Source organism: Flavobacterium sp. Root186 (genome assembly GCF_001428525.1).
Classification (GTDB): domain Bacteria; phylum Bacteroidota; class Bacteroidia; order Flavobacteriales; family Flavobacteriaceae; genus Flavobacterium.
This window is the reverse complement of record NZ_LMHW01000013.1, coordinates 300631-315187: the sequence shown is the minus strand read 5'-3', so window position 1 is coordinate 315187 and position 14557 is coordinate 300631. Positions and strand designations below refer to the sequence as shown.

Sequence of the window (14557 nt, the reverse complement as noted above, 5' to 3'; positions counted from 1 at the left end):
TTAAATGGCTTTTAGGTTTTTAGCAGCAATTTTGATCAAAACAAACAGCAGAATTATCCATAGTAATATGGATATGACAGCAATGATTTCGGTCTTTAAGACTTCCCAAACTGGTTTTGGTTCATAATGAAATTCTTCAATAATGGTCCAATGTTTTTTGTCGATTGTTAAAGGTTTATCGTTTGGTCCGGGTTTTTTATTGCTGATGTATTTGATCTGTAACGCATTCATTTTCTGCGCCATATTGTAGCGGTATTTTTCGGCTTGCTGCTGAAAATCGATGTACGAATCATAATCCGTATTGGATAATCCCATCGATAGATTTTTCATTGCGATGTACGGATTTACGAACGATACGGCTTCAGAAAAACTGTTTTGTCTGTCGTAAATTTTTAGAAGATCTTCTAAATGTTTATTATAAATATTGGAGCTGATTCTTTCGCCTTCGGTCATAATAAATCCTGAATAATTAAAAGGAAGTTTTTGAACCGAATCAACTTTGTAAACGCTTAATAAAGAATCTTTTATGGCTTTATAATGCAAATCATTTGGATTATGACTGTCGCCTTGTTTCAGTATATCTTTTTCAATATCACTGTTAAAGCGGATTTTCGAAGGCGCTTGATACAAATAGCCTCCAATTGCCTGAGTTGTTCTTGGCAGAATAATGGTCAAAATCAGCCAGATTCCAATTAAAGAAACCAATGCTTTTTTTGAGGTTTTGCTTGATGCCGAAACTAAAACCGCAAGAACACAAAAGAACATCAGATAAATAAAATGAAACCCAATAAACAACAGCATTTTGATCATTTCATCTGCTGAAATAGAGAAGTTTTGAAGTATTAACCAAATCAAAACCAAAACAATAATGGTTGGAACAAAAAGCAGCATAACCACACTTGCAATTCCAAGTATTTTGCCAAACAAAAGCTGTTTCCAATTGATTCCCTGACTTAAAAGTATTTTTAAAGTTCCGTTTTCTCTTTCGTATGCCACAGAATTAAATCCAATAAAAAAGATCAACAAAGGCAGTAAAACCTGCAAAACCATGGCAATGCTGATTTCGCCAAAACGGAGCATACTGTTTGAAAATCCGGCTTCAGAGAAATTGGCTGTATTTTGTTTGTGCGCTTCCAGAAAAATCGCATTTCCGAAAAACGGCTCCATTCCGAATTCAAAAACGCTTAAAGAAGTACTTTTTCTAAAAGCAAAATTCCCATAATGTGCCATTCTATGCGGATTTTTATCTGGATTTTTCAACCAGTCTTCGCGAGATTCATGCTGATATTTTTCGCTGGTTTCGTTCTGGCTTTTGTAATTATCCCAACCCGAAAACGCAGCAAATAAAAGCAGTGCGCCAATAAAAAGTGCAATAATATAAATGGCCGAGTTTTTAAAAACAGAATTTTTAAAATGCCTGGCTATAAGGATTTCAGTATGTAATAATTTCATATAAATTAAAATTTATAAGTTACAGTAAGGCTTACATTTCGTGGACTTCCGGGAAATAAGCGTAAATAATTCTGCGCGCCAAGCCAATACGTTTTGTTTAATAAATTGCCGGCATTTACAGCAATCTGTACATTACTTTTGCTTGGTTTGTAGAACAAAGCGGCATCAAAAATGGTAAAATCAGGAAGTGTAAAATCTCTGGTAAACCAAGGCACTTTACTGCTTTGGTACTGCATTCCAAAACCAATTCCTAAATCCTGCAAAGCAGAATCGGCTTTAAAATTGTAACGTGTCCATAAATTGGCACTATTTTTTGGCGTGTTTTGTTTTCTTGCACCAATTAAAGATGCGTCTCGGTCGTTTGTAATTTCAGCATCAATATAACTGTAAGAAGCATTTATCTGCCAGTCAGGTGTAATATAACCTGCTAAGTCGCATTCAAAACCACGGCTTCGTTCTGCACCTCTGGTAACCAATAAATCCGGATTTGCAGGATCATTGGCATTCATCAAAATATTGCGCTGTCTAATTTCATAAACCGCGGCGTTGAAACTCATTGAGTTGTTTAAAAAAGTAGTTTTTATTCCCACTTCTTTCAAGTCGCTTTCCAGCGGATCAAATAAACTTCCGGCTGGCAATGAACCGGTTTGAGGCATCAAAGTAACCGTATTCGATTGTGGCTGATACCCTTCGAGATAAGTTGTGTATACATTTATTGCACTGTTTACGGCATAAGTAATCCCAACTCTAGGCAGCAAGGCCGATTTTTTGACTTTTAATTCGTTGCTGGTTTCATAGTTCGTAATATCCTCAAACCATTCGTTTCGCAGTCCCAATAAAAAAGTAAATTTTTCCCATTGAATCTGATCCTGGATATAAATAGCATTCGTTCTCGTTAAAGCCGATGGTAATGCTGTTCTAACATTCAGCGTATAATCTTCGGGGCTTGTAATTTTGTAAATAGGATTATTCAAATTAAAATATTCCACATTTGGTTTTGGCATTACAACGCCGTCAACCGTAATGGTTTGATAATTTGAGGCATTCGCCAAAACAAAAGAACTGGCAACCGTACCGTCTTTTAATAAATAACCTCTCGCCGCATTTTGCCCTCCGCCTTTGTTTTTGTTCCAGCTGCTTAAATCGTAACCCGTTAATAATTTATGATAGAGTTTTCCCGTTTTGAAATCAAAGTTTAAATAGGCATTCAAATTGTCGATATCCCAGTTTTGCTTGCGCTGCACAAACTGCATCATCGCCATACTCGTAACAGACTGGTTGTTTATATCGACTGCAAATGCATTTGTAGTTCTATGCTCCTGAAGATCCTCTGTCCAGGTTTGTTTCATATACGAAGCATTAAAACCAATTTTAGAATTGAATTTATGTGTAAAATTGGTCATCAAAATCATTTCTTTTGATTTAAAGAAATCACTTGGCGATCCCAGATTTAAACTGATGGGGGTTTTATTTAAACTTGTTTTTCCGGCAACGGCACCAAAAATAGGCTGGCCTCTGTCAAGATTCCCATTCATATCGCTCAAAATCAATTCGGTATTTATCGCTGTTTTTTCATTTGGAATATAACTGAAGGAAGGCGAGATCAAAAACGATTTATTATTGACTAAATCACGAAAGGATTTTGCCTGTTGATAGGCACCGTTTACACGATACAAAAGTGTTTTTGATTCGTTTAAAGGGCCTGTAAAATCAAGAGTCCCGCGTAAAGTGCTGAAACTGCCTACGCTCATGCTGATTTCCTTTCGCTCAATTGCCAAAGGCTTTTTGGTCACCATATTGATACTTCCGCCAGGATCTACAGAAGAAAATGTCGCACTCGACGGGCCTTTTATTACTTCAACACGTTCAATATTGCTCGTTAAAGGCTGTAAAAAATAATATTGACGCGTTCGCATTCCGTTGATAATCTGTCCTTCTTCATTTTGGCTGATACCACGAATGGTGTATTGATTGTAATAACTTGCCGGAATTACGCCGCTTGCCATTTTTACAGCATCGGCAAGGTAAAAAGCACCTTTATCCGTAATGAGTTCTTTGGTTATAGTTGAAATTGACTGCGGAATATCTTTGTTTAAGGCTGCAGTTTTTGTGGCGGCAAACGAATAGTCGCTGGTATACTTTTTGGTTGAACGTCCCACGATTTCAACGGTTTGCAATTCGTTTTTGGTCATTTTAACAGAATCTTGAACAATACTGTCTGTATTTCTTTTGTTAACAGTCTGAGATTGTATGGAATGCGTGGCAGTTATTAAAAATAAAAAGAGAATTAAATGTTTCATTTTAGGTTTTGATTGGAAATATTTTTTCCTTTAAACGGTTTGTAAATACAAATCTTCAAGTTCGTTTGCTGAGATTTTAGCAGCTTCGATTACCGTGACTAAATTTCCCTGCTTCATGATGCCAATGTGAGAAGCTACTTCTCTGGCTCTGAAAATGTCATGCGTTGCCATTAAAATTGCTGTTCCGTCGGCAGAAAGCTCTTTTAAAATCTGCGAAAATTCATTAGAAGCTTTTGGATCTAAACCGCTTGTAGGCTCATCTAACAAAAGCACTTTTGCTTTTTTGGCAATCGCAATGGCAATTCCCACTTTTTGGCGCATTCCTTTAGAATATCCACCTAAGTTTTGCTCGTGCGCTGCGGCCTGCAAACCGGCTTTATTCAGGAAATAAGTTAATTCTCCTGCAGAATATTTGAATCCGGCCAGTGACGAAAAGAATTTTAAGTTTTCCAAACCAGTTAAATTTGGATAGAGCATTACGGTTTCAGGAATGTAAGCGATGTGTTTTTTTGTTTCCTGATTATTTTGAGTAACCGAAATGTTATTAATTTCTAATTCTCCCGATGTTGGTTCAATAAAGCCTAAAAAAAGATTGATTGTAGTTGTTTTGCCGGCGCCGTTTTGTCCTAAAAGTGCAAAAATTTCGCCTTCGTTTATGGTTAAGTTTAAGGAATTCAAAGCGGTATAGTCACCATACTTTTTGGTGAGATTTTTTGCTGTAAGCATAGTTTTTATGAATTTGGTAAATTGATTTTTTAAACAGATATAGAAAACTCATGCTTTTACTTGATTTGTAAAGGCTTGATTATGATTTTTCTATTTTGAGAAGTGATAATTTACTACAAGAATTTAAAGGCTGATTTGAATTCAAATACATGAATCAAACAACTGTAAAGCAGTATTTCTTTTTACCAATTTATTGAATAGGTAAAAAGCTGTTTTTATTTTAAATAAGTAAAATGTAGTAAATTAAATAAATGCCGGAGGTGCGCGCAGTGCAAAGAGACTGCCTTTAAAAAATGCCGAATAAACCTTCGAATAAAAAAATCTATAAGAAGTTTCGACTGTTATTTTCTGAAATAATAAGGGCTGAAAAGAGTTTGGAATAAACGTGCTAAAGGCAAAATGGCAAATATGACAATTAGCATCCACAGAATGACTGTGCGTTATTTGCTTTTGCCCGGCGGTATATTTATGCTCACAGTGTTTTTCTGAGGTCTGCCTTAAAATATGTTCGTAGGAATGAACAGTCTGAAACAGCATGGCGAACAATACTGCAAAAGACATCAGTAAATTTACAACTACGATTTTCTTTTTCATTCGGTGGTATTTCTGCTGCGCCATTTAACCTTTTAATTATGAAGTAAACAAACGCAACAGTGTTGCAAATATAAATACTTAATTTAGAAATGCACTAATTTCAGCTTTATATTTTTGATGATAATATTGTAAAGTGACTGTATTTATTGATTTTACAAATTACTGTACAATAGTTGCAGCGTGTGAAAATCAGAAGATCCATCAAAGTATTTATGCAGAACTTCCTGAAAAACAGGTTCTGTATTTTGAATGCTTGCAAAAAGCGTCATACAGGATTGTAATTTTTCAACATCGGGCGTGCCAAATATATCTTCAGCATCCAGTTCGTCTTTTTTGACCAATTCGGCTGTTATTTCAATAAGATGTTTTCCTAGAATTGGATGCTCGAGAAAAGCAATTGCTTCATCTGCATTTTTAATTTCGTAGAATTTTGAAGTATCGCTGGAACCCATACCTTTTATCTGTGGAAAAATAAACCACATCCACGGAGATTCTTTTTTACCTTTCTTAATTTCATCAAGAGCAGTTAGATACAATTTGTTTTGAGCATCTAAAAACCGAAGTAATTCTTTATTGTTGTAAGCCATTATTTACTTTATTGATTTGGGGGTATCAGATCATAAAACTACAGAAAATATGTTTACTTGTACATTACTAAATCCTTTTTTTACTGCTATTTTTTTCGAATATTACGAACAAAAATTGTTGAAAAAAATGCCGTAAAAATTTAGCTGCAAAAAGATAAATGACAATCCAAAAAGTTCATTCAAATTTCATATGAACAAAAATCAAATAACAAAATATTTCCTGTTAACAAACATTCTAAATGTTATAAATAGCAATTTTTACTAGATGCCTTGTTATAATTTTTCTATTTTTATGAAACAGGGTTATTTGCCAGGATTAATTTTAAGCAATTTCTTCAATTGTATTTTCTTCCTGGAATACCCAATTTCTGCTAACGAGTTTCATACTCAAATTAAAAAATAAAATATGAAAATAGGATTAATCGGATTCGGAAAGACTGGAAAATCAGTAGCATCAATATTACTGGAAAATAAAAAATTCTCGCTGGAATGGGTTTTAAGACAAAGCAAGGTTTTAGAACACAGGTCTGTTCCTGAATTTTTTGGAATTGAGTCTAAAGAACCTGGTTTAATTTATTCAAGTTCAAATACAAGTATTGACGATTTATTGGAGAAACATCCTGTAGACGCTATTATTGATTTTTCTTCAAATGAAGGAATTTATATTTATGGGGAATCGGCAGCGAAGAAAAACGTAAAGATTATTTCTGCCATATCACATTATAAAGATAAAGAGCTGAAACTGCTTAAAAAACTTGCTGATAAAACAACTGTTTTTTGGTCTCCAAATATTACTTTGGGTGTGAATTATTTATTGTTTGCTGCCAAGTTTTTAAAGAAAATTGCGCCTTGGGTTGATATCGAAGTAAACGAAGAACATTTTAAGAAAAAAGAAGGAACATCTGGAACTGCCATAAAAATTGCCGAAGCACTTGATGTTGAAAAAGATAATATTAATTCGGTTAGGGCAGGTGGAATAGTTGGGAAACATGAAGTTATCTTTGGATTTCCGTATCAAACCGTTCGTTTAATTCATGAATCGATTTCGAGGGAAGCTTTTGGGAATGGTGTTGTTTTTGTTGCCGAGAATTTAAAAGACAAGAAAAAAGGGTTGTACAATTTTGAAGATATTTTATCGCCTTATTTTGCTGTTTAGATCTTTTTAAGGTGCAGAGTTGCAAAGGAGCAGAGGTACAAAGGTGCAAAGTTTTTAATCTCGCAAAGTCGCAGAGTCGCAAAGTTTTAATTTAAGGATTAATTACCTCCAGCTTTAACTGGAGGTTTTTATTTAGATAACAAAAAGGCTTTATCCAAACTTTACTAGTTCGGCTAAAGCCTTTTTTTGCTTATATTTCTCCATCCGGCTAAAGCTGGACGCTATTGAACCTTTTTTCTAAACAAAAACTTTGCGACTCTGCGACTTTGCGAGAGATTTTCCATCTTACATTTCACAAAAACCTCATTCAACAATCGCAGGTTTTCTAACATTCTTTCCGGTTTTATTAGTCAAATCATCACCAAGATCTTCTCTGGCAGTTTCGGCTATTTTTTGAATTTGGGCTACAATTTCAGGATATAATTCCTGAACATCGCGAATTTCACCCGGATCATGCGCCAGATCATACAAAGCGAGCGGAACTTCAACTACAGCGCCTTTGCCCCGTAAACCGCCTTTTCCCTGCAGGTTTTTGTTGTATGATGTGCTTTTGTGCGGGAAAACCAGTTTCCAGTGTTTATATCGTATGGCTTCAAGATTATTGCTTCCTACGCCAAAATAATAATAGAAAGTATCTCTTGGACCTTTATTTGTTTTTCCTGTCAGTAAAGAAAGAAAATCCAGGCCGTCAATTTTATTCTCAGGTAAAGCAGATCCAGTTATGTCGGCAATAGTTGGCAGCAAATCCATGTTGGTCAAAAGCGATCCATTTACAGTGCCGCCTTCTATTTTACCGGGCCAGCGAATCAAAAACGGAACTCTGGTTCCGCCTTCCCAAGTAGTTGCTTTTCCTTCTCTAAAACCTCCTGATGATCCTGCATTGTCACCAAAAAAGAGCCACGGACCATTATCACTGGTTACAATTACGACCGTATTTTTAGTAAGCCCTTCATTGTCTAATGTTTTTAATATTTCGCCAATAGACCAGTCAATTTCCATAATAACATCTCCAAAAAGCCCCAGTTCGCTTTTGCCTTTAAATTTGTCTGAAACGGCCAAAGGTGCATGCGGCAAAGGATGTGTGAGATATAAAAAGAACGGCTGTTTTTTATTTTTTTTGATAAAACCCACTGCTTTTTCGGTAAAAAGTATAGTTAATTTAGATGCTTCTTTAATATTTCTAATAGTATCTACAACAGTTGTATTGCTGATTAATGGAAGAGGAGGAAAGCTGGAACGCAGATCTTTAGAGTCTGTTACCAATGAATAACCGTCGTAATCAATAGGCCAGACATCATGCGAATACGGAATTCCGAAAAACTCGTCAAATCCATAATTTGTAGGCCAGTACGGTAAATTATTTCCTAAATGCCATTTTCCGTAATTAGCCGTTTTATAGCCTGATTTTTTCAAAAGCGAAGCTATCGTTTCTTCTTTTGGATTAAGGGCATGTTTTGCTCCCGGAAGCAATACGCCCGACATTCCAATTCGGTTTGGATAACATCCCGTTAATAACGCTGCTCTTGATGCTGTACAAATAGCCTGACCAGCGTTAAAATTAGTCAAACGCATTCCTTCCTTCGCTACCTGATTAAAGTGCGGAGTAGGGATTCCGGTCATTCCATAAGGTTCAGTATCTCCATAACCCATATCATCCATATTGATAATAACGATATTGGGTTTTGAATTTTGATTTTTGCTTTGGGCAGTTATTTTACTGCTGATGAAAAGAATTACTAATAAAAGCAGCATTAGACTTTTTCTCATAATTTGTGTGGTATTGGGATAGTTACTACAAATATAACCCGCAAAAATGAAAAGTATTCTTCTTGGGAAAACTCTTTTGTTGAAAATAAATGCAAAATTGTTATTTCCTGAAAAGTAAAATCCGACAGGCTTTTAAAACCTGTCGGATTTATTATGTAGATTGTTTTCTAAATATTGATTTTATTATAAAAGAAAATTATTGTTTGCTTATTGGGATTGCCTTACTGGCTGCATTAGTTTTTATAAAATAAATTCCCGTTGCTTGTTCAGAGATCGAAATTACATTTCCTTTACCTTGTTTAATTTTACTTCCCGTAGCAGAAAACACAGTCCATTCCAACTCTTTTGACAAATGAAATATTCCTTTTGATGGATTTGGATAAACTACAATTGCATTTGGTTCTGCATTTGGGTTTTCAACTCCAAGGTGGCAGTCGTGAACCATATAAGTCACATCTTTTGTATTACTTCCTTCTGAATTATTTACGGTAAGTGAAACTTCTTTATCTCCTTCTGTAGAATAAGTTACCGTGTGCGGTCCAATTCCGGTTGCTGTTGCAGGCTGTGCGCCGGCTCCAAAATTCCACGAATAGGTATCAATTGTACCAATAGAAACAGAAGTGAAGGTAACAGGTTCATTTTCGCATCCCATTTGTGGTGTAAATTCAAAATCAGCTACTGGGCTGGTAATTCCAGACAATATAAATTCCATTTTGTTTACGTTAATGTCATTTTCATCAAAATATAAAGTAATGACATGATTACCCTGTGTTAAAGCAATATTAGGAACTACAACTGTCTGCCATGCCTGAAAACCTCCCGTATTTGGGATATTAATAATTCCGGTAACGTTTACACCGTCTACTTCAAGATGTAATTTTCGGTTAATATAAGGTGTAGATACTCTTAAATTGATAGCATAATTTCCGCTGGTACTTACTCTTGCAGAATATTTCAGCCATTCGTCTTTTGCTACATAGGCAAGGTTAAATCCGCCTTCGTTACAAGCTTCAGTTCCTACGCCGTCGCCAGCTCTGTACACATTATCACCGCCGCCGTTTTTGTCCAGAAAAGCACCTGGTCCAACGTCATAATTTTCTGCTTCAATAATTCCCGGAATCTGAGCAACTAATCCCTGATATGGTGCATTTTGAAGCGTAGTTGCGGTGTAAAATGCCGTATAAGTAATCGTTCCTGTTGCCGGTGCTTTAAAAGTTTGATTTGCTGCTCCGCCCTGACTCCAATGATCAAAATCGTAACGAATATTTTCAATGTACTGCGGTGTTGGTGCATTTAAAGTTTGTACCGCTGCATTTGCCACAACTTGTTTTGTAGAAGGCGCCGTAACAGGTTTTTGATTGAATTCTAAATTAAGGGGTACTGGTGAACTTGTTGCAGTAACATCAACCAAATTAGGTTTAATATCAACAAAAGTGGTAGCGGTTAAACCATCGCTGTCGGTTACTTTTACAGTAAATCTGTACCAGACATTTGGTGTTTTTTCACCTTGATTTGATGCTGTAAAGTTTCCTTCTTTTACGCCTTGCGGACTTCCTCCCGGATGCGAATGTCCGGCTCCCGGAATATCTTCGTGAAAAAGATCAATACTCCATGAAAAGGCACTTGCAGGTAAAGTTCCGTCTTCAACATCGGTTGCTGTGGCTTCAAAATGAACTACATCATCAGCATTCCATTTTAATGATGGAAGAGGAGATATAATTGTTACGGTTGGTTTATTACTGAATGGTTTTACGGTTAATGTTGCCGGATTACTGGTTACATCTCCGGCAGTATTGGTTACAATAACTCTGTAAGCACCTGCATTTGCATTTGTTACATTTGGAATTGTATAACTTGCTCCGGTTGCTCCGTTAATATCGGCATTGTTAAACTGCCATTGATACGTTAAACCTATTCCGCTTGCTGAAACTGTAAAAGTTACCGGATCCGTTTCCATTATACTTTGAGAAACCGGATGATTTACAATTGTTGGTGCAGCGGTTGCTATATAGTCTAATTTAATTAAAGAACCATTATTTCCGTATTCACAGTAATAAATGAAGCCATCATTTCCTAACATCATACCCAATACCTGAAACTCTGGTGCTGAATAAAATTCAGTCGAAACGGGATTGGCAACATTGGGATCAAACCAGCGAATTGCATTTCGGACAAAATCTTTAATAATAAATTTTCCATCTAAATTAGGATAACGTGAAATTGTTGGATTATACAAAACACCGTTAGTTAGAGCATTTCCGATACTTCCGGTTGCGTAGGTAAATATTGGATTAGTAAATAAATCAGTTTCAGTTTGCATTCCGTCGCCTCCCTGCGGATGTCCCCAGGCATAATTGCGAATAGTTGGATTGCTTATTTCATTAATTTCTTCCCATGAAGTTCCAACGTCCAGCACAAATAATTTATTGACTTTTGCATTGGGAACCAATCTCCACGGATTTCTAAACCCGTAAACCCAAATACTTTGTCTTTGTACAGAACCGCTTCCGTAAAATGGATTTCCAGGAGCTGGCAGTCCGTCTTCTGTAATACGAAGAATTTTTCCTTTATAAGTGTCTAAATTCTGCGAATTAGTATTTTCCTGACTATCACCAACGGTTACATAAAGAAACCCGTTAAAGAATTTTAAATCCCCGCCATTATGAAATCCGTTGCCAATAGGCTCTAAAAGTAAAACTTCCTGCCTGCTTACTACTTGGTTAGCATTGTCAATTTTAATTCTTTCAATTCGATGTCTGACAGGTTCTCCTACTGGTTTTATAGAATAAAAAACATAAATATAACCGTTTGTCGCAAAGTCAGGGTGCAGTGTCAATCCCAGTAATCCTTGTTCGTTATCTGTTATAGTAGGGACGGTAAATACGTTTGTAACAGCATTGTTTTGAAACACTTTTACAATACCGCCTCGTTCTGCTATAAAAATTCTTCCGTCAGAAGATTGCTCCAGCGAAAGTCCTTCTTTGATAACTGCAGTGGGAGCAACGTTTTGGGTGATGTACTGCGAATAGGATTGCGATGAAATCAATAAAGCAAAAGCTATTATTAGATGACTAAGCAATTTATTTTTAATGTTAAATTGTAGATTTTTTCTCATAATTATTCAGAATTTTTAGTGATTTGGGTAACCAAATTTAAACTTTTTCTGTATAATTATTTTGTTTACTAAAATTTCTTTACGATATCGATTTAGTGATAAATGCTGTAGATAAAGTATTTAATAAAAAGTAACTTGAAGTTTTAATCTCGCAAAGGCGCGTAGTCGCTAAGTTTTTTTTTACGTAGATTTTGCAGATTTTAAATCATTTTAATCTTTTCGTCTGTGGCTAAAATACTTTTGGTAATAGATTTTCTTATTTGCCGATAATTTCTTTTCTGTGCAAGGCTCCCCAGTCTTTTAAGGCCATAATAACATCTGTAAGCGATTGACTATGTTCTGTTCGTGAATATTCGACCGTTGGCGGAAAAGTATCATACACAGTTCTGGTAACAAGTTTATTTATTTCAAGATCTTTTAGTTCTTTGGAAAGCATTTTATCTGTAATTCCGTTGATGTCTTTAGAGATTTCTTTGAAACGTTTTGGCCTGTCAGACAAAGCAATTAAAATGGGCAGTTTCCATCTTCCGCTTAAAACTTCTAATGCATCTCTTACAGGCAATAATGCTGCCATGCACTCTTGTGGTCTGCAGTCTTTGTCGTCTTTTTTGTGTGTTTTTGCCGGTGCTTTTACTTCTGTTTCCATATTTATCACATTACTATCCTCAAGGATAGCGCTATCCTTGAGGATAGTACTATAAAAGAGATAGCAAATGTAGATAAGTTTGTATCGTAAAACAAATAATTTAAATCATGAGCCAAAAAATTCTACGCATAATTACCAGTACAAACGGAGATACTTCGTTTAGTAATCAATTATCAAATGCTATTATCGAAAAATTAGCAATACAAACAGAAACCGAAGTACAGACACTTGACCTTACTAAAACACCTTTACCTTATTTAACCAATTCGCATATTAGTGCTGTTTACGCACCTGCAGAAACACATACAGAAGACCAGTCGAATGCTCTTAAACATTCTGATGCAGCTATAAAAACTTTATTAGAATCTGATGTAATTGTGATTGGTGTGCCTTTGTATAACTTTGGAATTCCTGCAGTTTTAAAAGGATGGATCGATCAGGTTGCCAGAGCAGGGAAGACCTTTAGTTATGGAGCAGAAGGCCCAAAAGGATTAGTGACGGATAAAAAAGTGTATTTATCAATCGCTTCCGGAGCCATATTTTCTGAAGGCCCATACAAAAGCTACGATTTCTCTGAGTCGTATCTTAGAACTGTATTAGCCTTTTTAGGGATGACAGATGTGACAACTTTCCGAGTTGAGGGAACTGCAATTCCTGATTTTGCCGAAAACGCTTTGCCAAAAGCTTTATCTTCTGTTGAGGAATTTGCTTTTTAAAAAATGGAGAGAAATTAAAAAATCCGCTGAATCTGTTAAATCTGCGTGCAAAAATTACTCACGCAGACTTAGCGGATTTATAAAATGAAATTGAAAAATATTATTTTTCAATTATCATGGTTACTCCTTGTCCGCCTGCGGCGCATATAGAAACAAATCCTCTACCTGAACCCTTTTCATTTAATAATTTTGCCATAACGCCAATTATTCTTCCTCCGGTTGCGGCAAAAGGATGCGCGGCTGCAAGACTGCTTCCTTTTACATTTAGTTTTTCCCTGTCGATTGCGCCAAGAGTTTTCTTCAAACCTAATTCGGCACTCAATTCCGGGCTTTCCCAAATTTTTAAAGTCGCTAAAACCTGAGCGGCAAAAGCTTCGTGAATTTCATAATAATCGAAATCCTGTAGATTTAATTCGGCTTTTTCAAGCATTCTGCTGGCGGCAAATAAAGGTGCCAATAAAAGATTCTGCTGATTTTTTACATATTCAATCGCCGCAATTTCAGCAAATGTAATATAAGCAAGAATTGGTAACCCGCGTTCTTTTGCCCATTCTTCGCTGGCTAAAAGTACGCACGACGCACCGTCAGTTAAAGGAGTCGAATTTCCTGCGGTTAAAGTCCCGTTTGCTTTATCAAAAGCAGGATTTAATTTCGCAAGCTTTTCTATACTGCTGTCTTTTCTCAGATTGTTATCTCTTTCAAGTCCGTTAAAAGGCGTAATCATATCATCAAAAAAACCTTCGTCATAAGCTTTTGCCATATTCAAATGACTTTTAAGTGCGAGATTGTCCTGATCTTCTCTTGAAATTTTATAATATTTTGCCGTAATCTCTGTATGTCCGCCCATTGAAAGCCCGGTTTGTGATTCTTCATTTCTCGGAACTAGCGGAGAAAAATCTTTTGGACGAAGCTTTAAAAAGGCTTTAATTTTTTCTCCCAATGATTTTGCCAGTCGGGCTTTAAGCAGCGTTTTTCTCAATTTTTCACTTACAGCAATTGGCATATCGCTAATAGAATCGACACCGCCGGCAATTCCGGATTCTATCTGGCCGAGTGCAATTTTATTGGCAATATAAACAGCACTTTCAATTCCAGTGTCGCAGGCTTGCTGTAAATCGCAGGCAGGAGTAGCGGGATCGAGTGCGGTTTTCATAACACATTCTCTGATCAGGTTCATGTCATAAGAATGTTTTATTACGGCACCTCCGGCAACTTCGCCTAATAATTGTCCCTTTAAATTGTATTTATCAATAAGCCCGTTTAAGGCTGCGGTCATCATTTCCTGATTTCCAACATTTGTATAAGCAGTATTAGCCCTTGCAAACGGAATTCGATTATAACCTACAATAGCAACTTTTCTAACTGTTTTTGTGGTATTCATTGATTATGTTTTTTGTTGTAGAAATCTATTTTGAGGATTAAAGATAAGTATACTTCCTCAATTATTTGCTTTCTCAAGAAGTTTATAAAGTTTTAAGTGTAAAAATATCACTAAACA

Annotated in this window: 11 protein-coding genes; 2 read left to right on the top strand and 9 right to left on the bottom strand. The window is 36.0% G+C overall.

Features of this window, described 5'->3' with window-relative positions; genetic code table 11:
* The 5 genes from ASD98_RS14625 to ASD98_RS14605 form a co-directional block, all read right to left on the bottom strand.
* Positions 1-1452: a DUF3526 domain-containing protein gene (locus ASD98_RS14625; protein WP_056205822.1), complete on the bottom strand. Its 1452-nt coding sequence runs from the start codon at positions 1450-1452 to the stop codon at positions 1-3.
* Between the two features lie 5 nt (positions 1453-1457).
* Positions 1458-3752, bottom strand: coding sequence for a TonB-dependent siderophore receptor (locus tag ASD98_RS14620; protein ID WP_056205821.1), 2295 nt, complete (start codon positions 3750-3752; stop codon positions 1458-1460).
* Between the two features lie 30 nt (positions 3753-3782).
* Entirely contained in the window at positions 3783-4478 is a 696-nt protein-coding gene (locus ASD98_RS14615; protein ID WP_056205820.1) for an ABC transporter ATP-binding protein, read from the bottom strand.
* A gap of 243 nt (positions 4479-4721) precedes the next feature.
* Complete coding sequence (locus tag ASD98_RS14610; protein WP_056206528.1) at positions 4722-5072, bottom strand: hypothetical protein; 351 nt, start codon at positions 5070-5072, stop codon at positions 4722-4724.
* A 152-nt stretch (positions 5073-5224) separates the two neighbouring features.
* Entirely contained in the window at positions 5225-5659 is a 435-nt protein-coding gene (locus ASD98_RS14605) for a DUF1810 domain-containing protein (protein WP_056205819.1), read from the bottom strand.
* A gap of 406 nt (positions 5660-6065) precedes the next feature.
* Between ASD98_RS14605 and ASD98_RS14600 the strand changes: the two genes are divergently transcribed.
* On the top strand, positions 6066-6815 hold the full coding sequence (locus tag ASD98_RS14600; protein ID WP_056205818.1) for a dihydrodipicolinate reductase C-terminal domain-containing protein: 750 nt from the start codon (positions 6066-6068) through the stop codon (positions 6813-6815).
* 303 nt (positions 6816-7118) lie between these two features.
* On the opposite strand, the gene ASD98_RS14595 is transcribed toward ASD98_RS14600, so the two are convergent.
* From ASD98_RS14595 to ASD98_RS14585, 3 genes are all read right to left on the bottom strand, one after another.
* A complete protein-coding gene (locus ASD98_RS14595; protein WP_056205817.1) occupies positions 7119-8582 on the bottom strand; it encodes a sulfatase in 1464 nt (487 codons plus the stop codon).
* 196 nt (positions 8583-8778) lie between these two features.
* Positions 8779-11697 (bottom strand): PQQ-dependent sugar dehydrogenase, encoded by a 2919-nt coding sequence (locus ASD98_RS14590; protein ID WP_056205816.1) that lies wholly within the window; start codon positions 11695-11697, stop codon positions 8779-8781.
* A 256-nt stretch (positions 11698-11953) separates the two neighbouring features.
* Positions 11954-12343: a helix-turn-helix domain-containing protein gene (locus tag ASD98_RS14585; protein ID WP_082577869.1), complete on the bottom strand. Its 390-nt coding sequence runs from the start codon at positions 12341-12343 to the stop codon at positions 11954-11956.
* Positions 12344-12450: 107 nt separating this feature from the next.
* Here ASD98_RS14585 and ASD98_RS14580 point away from each other — a divergent pair, with 107 nt between their 5' ends.
* The gene (locus ASD98_RS14580; RefSeq protein ID WP_056205815.1) at positions 12451-13059 is read left to right on the top strand and encodes an FMN-dependent NADH-azoreductase; all 609 of its coding nucleotides are present in this window, start codon (positions 12451-12453) and stop codon (positions 13057-13059) included.
* 100 nt (positions 13060-13159) lie between these two features.
* Here ASD98_RS14580 and ASD98_RS14575 read toward each other — a convergent pair whose 3' ends face one another.
* Complete coding sequence (locus ASD98_RS14575; protein WP_056205814.1) at positions 13160-14440, bottom strand: acetyl-CoA C-acetyltransferase; 1281 nt, start codon at positions 14438-14440, stop codon at positions 13160-13162.
* Positions 14441-14557 lie beyond the last annotated feature (117 nt).

Excerpts from the sequence above, each read along its gene's own strand:
- ASD98_RS14625 (WP_056205822.1), bottom strand. The coding sequence starts at position 1,452 with ATGAAATTATTACATACTGAAATCCTTATAGCCAGGCATTTTAAAAAT.
- ASD98_RS14575 (WP_056205814.1), bottom strand. The coding sequence starts at position 14,440 with ATGAATACCACAAAAACAGTTAGAAAAGTTGCTATTGTAGGTTATAAT.
- ASD98_RS14580 (WP_056205815.1), top strand. The coding sequence starts at position 12,451 with ATGAGCCAAAAAATTCTACGCATAATTACCAGTACAAACGGAGATACT.
- ASD98_RS14615 (WP_056205820.1), bottom strand. The coding sequence starts at position 4,478 with ATGCTTACAGCAAAAAATCTCACCAAAAAGTATGGTGACTATACCGCT.
- ASD98_RS14610 (WP_056206528.1), bottom strand. The coding sequence starts at position 5,072 with ATGAAAAAGAAAATCGTAGTTGTAAATTTACTGATGTCTTTTGCAGTA.
- ASD98_RS14605 (WP_056205819.1), bottom strand. The coding sequence starts at position 5,659 with ATGGCTTACAACAATAAAGAATTACTTCGGTTTTTAGATGCTCAAAAC.
- ASD98_RS14600 (WP_056205818.1), top strand. The coding sequence starts at position 6,066 with ATGAAAATAGGATTAATCGGATTCGGAAAGACTGGAAAATCAGTAGCA.
- ASD98_RS14595 (WP_056205817.1), bottom strand. The coding sequence starts at position 8,582 with ATGAGAAAAAGTCTAATGCTGCTTTTATTAGTAATTCTTTTCATCAGC.
- ASD98_RS14585 (WP_082577869.1), bottom strand. The coding sequence starts at position 12,343 with ATGGAAACAGAAGTAAAAGCACCGGCAAAAACACACAAAAAAGACGAC.
- ASD98_RS14590 (WP_056205816.1), bottom strand. The coding sequence starts at position 11,697 with ATGAGAAAAAATCTACAATTTAACATTAAAAATAAATTGCTTAGTCAT.
- ASD98_RS14620 (WP_056205821.1), bottom strand. The coding sequence starts at position 3,752 with ATGAAACATTTAATTCTCTTTTTATTTTTAATAACTGCCACGCATTCC.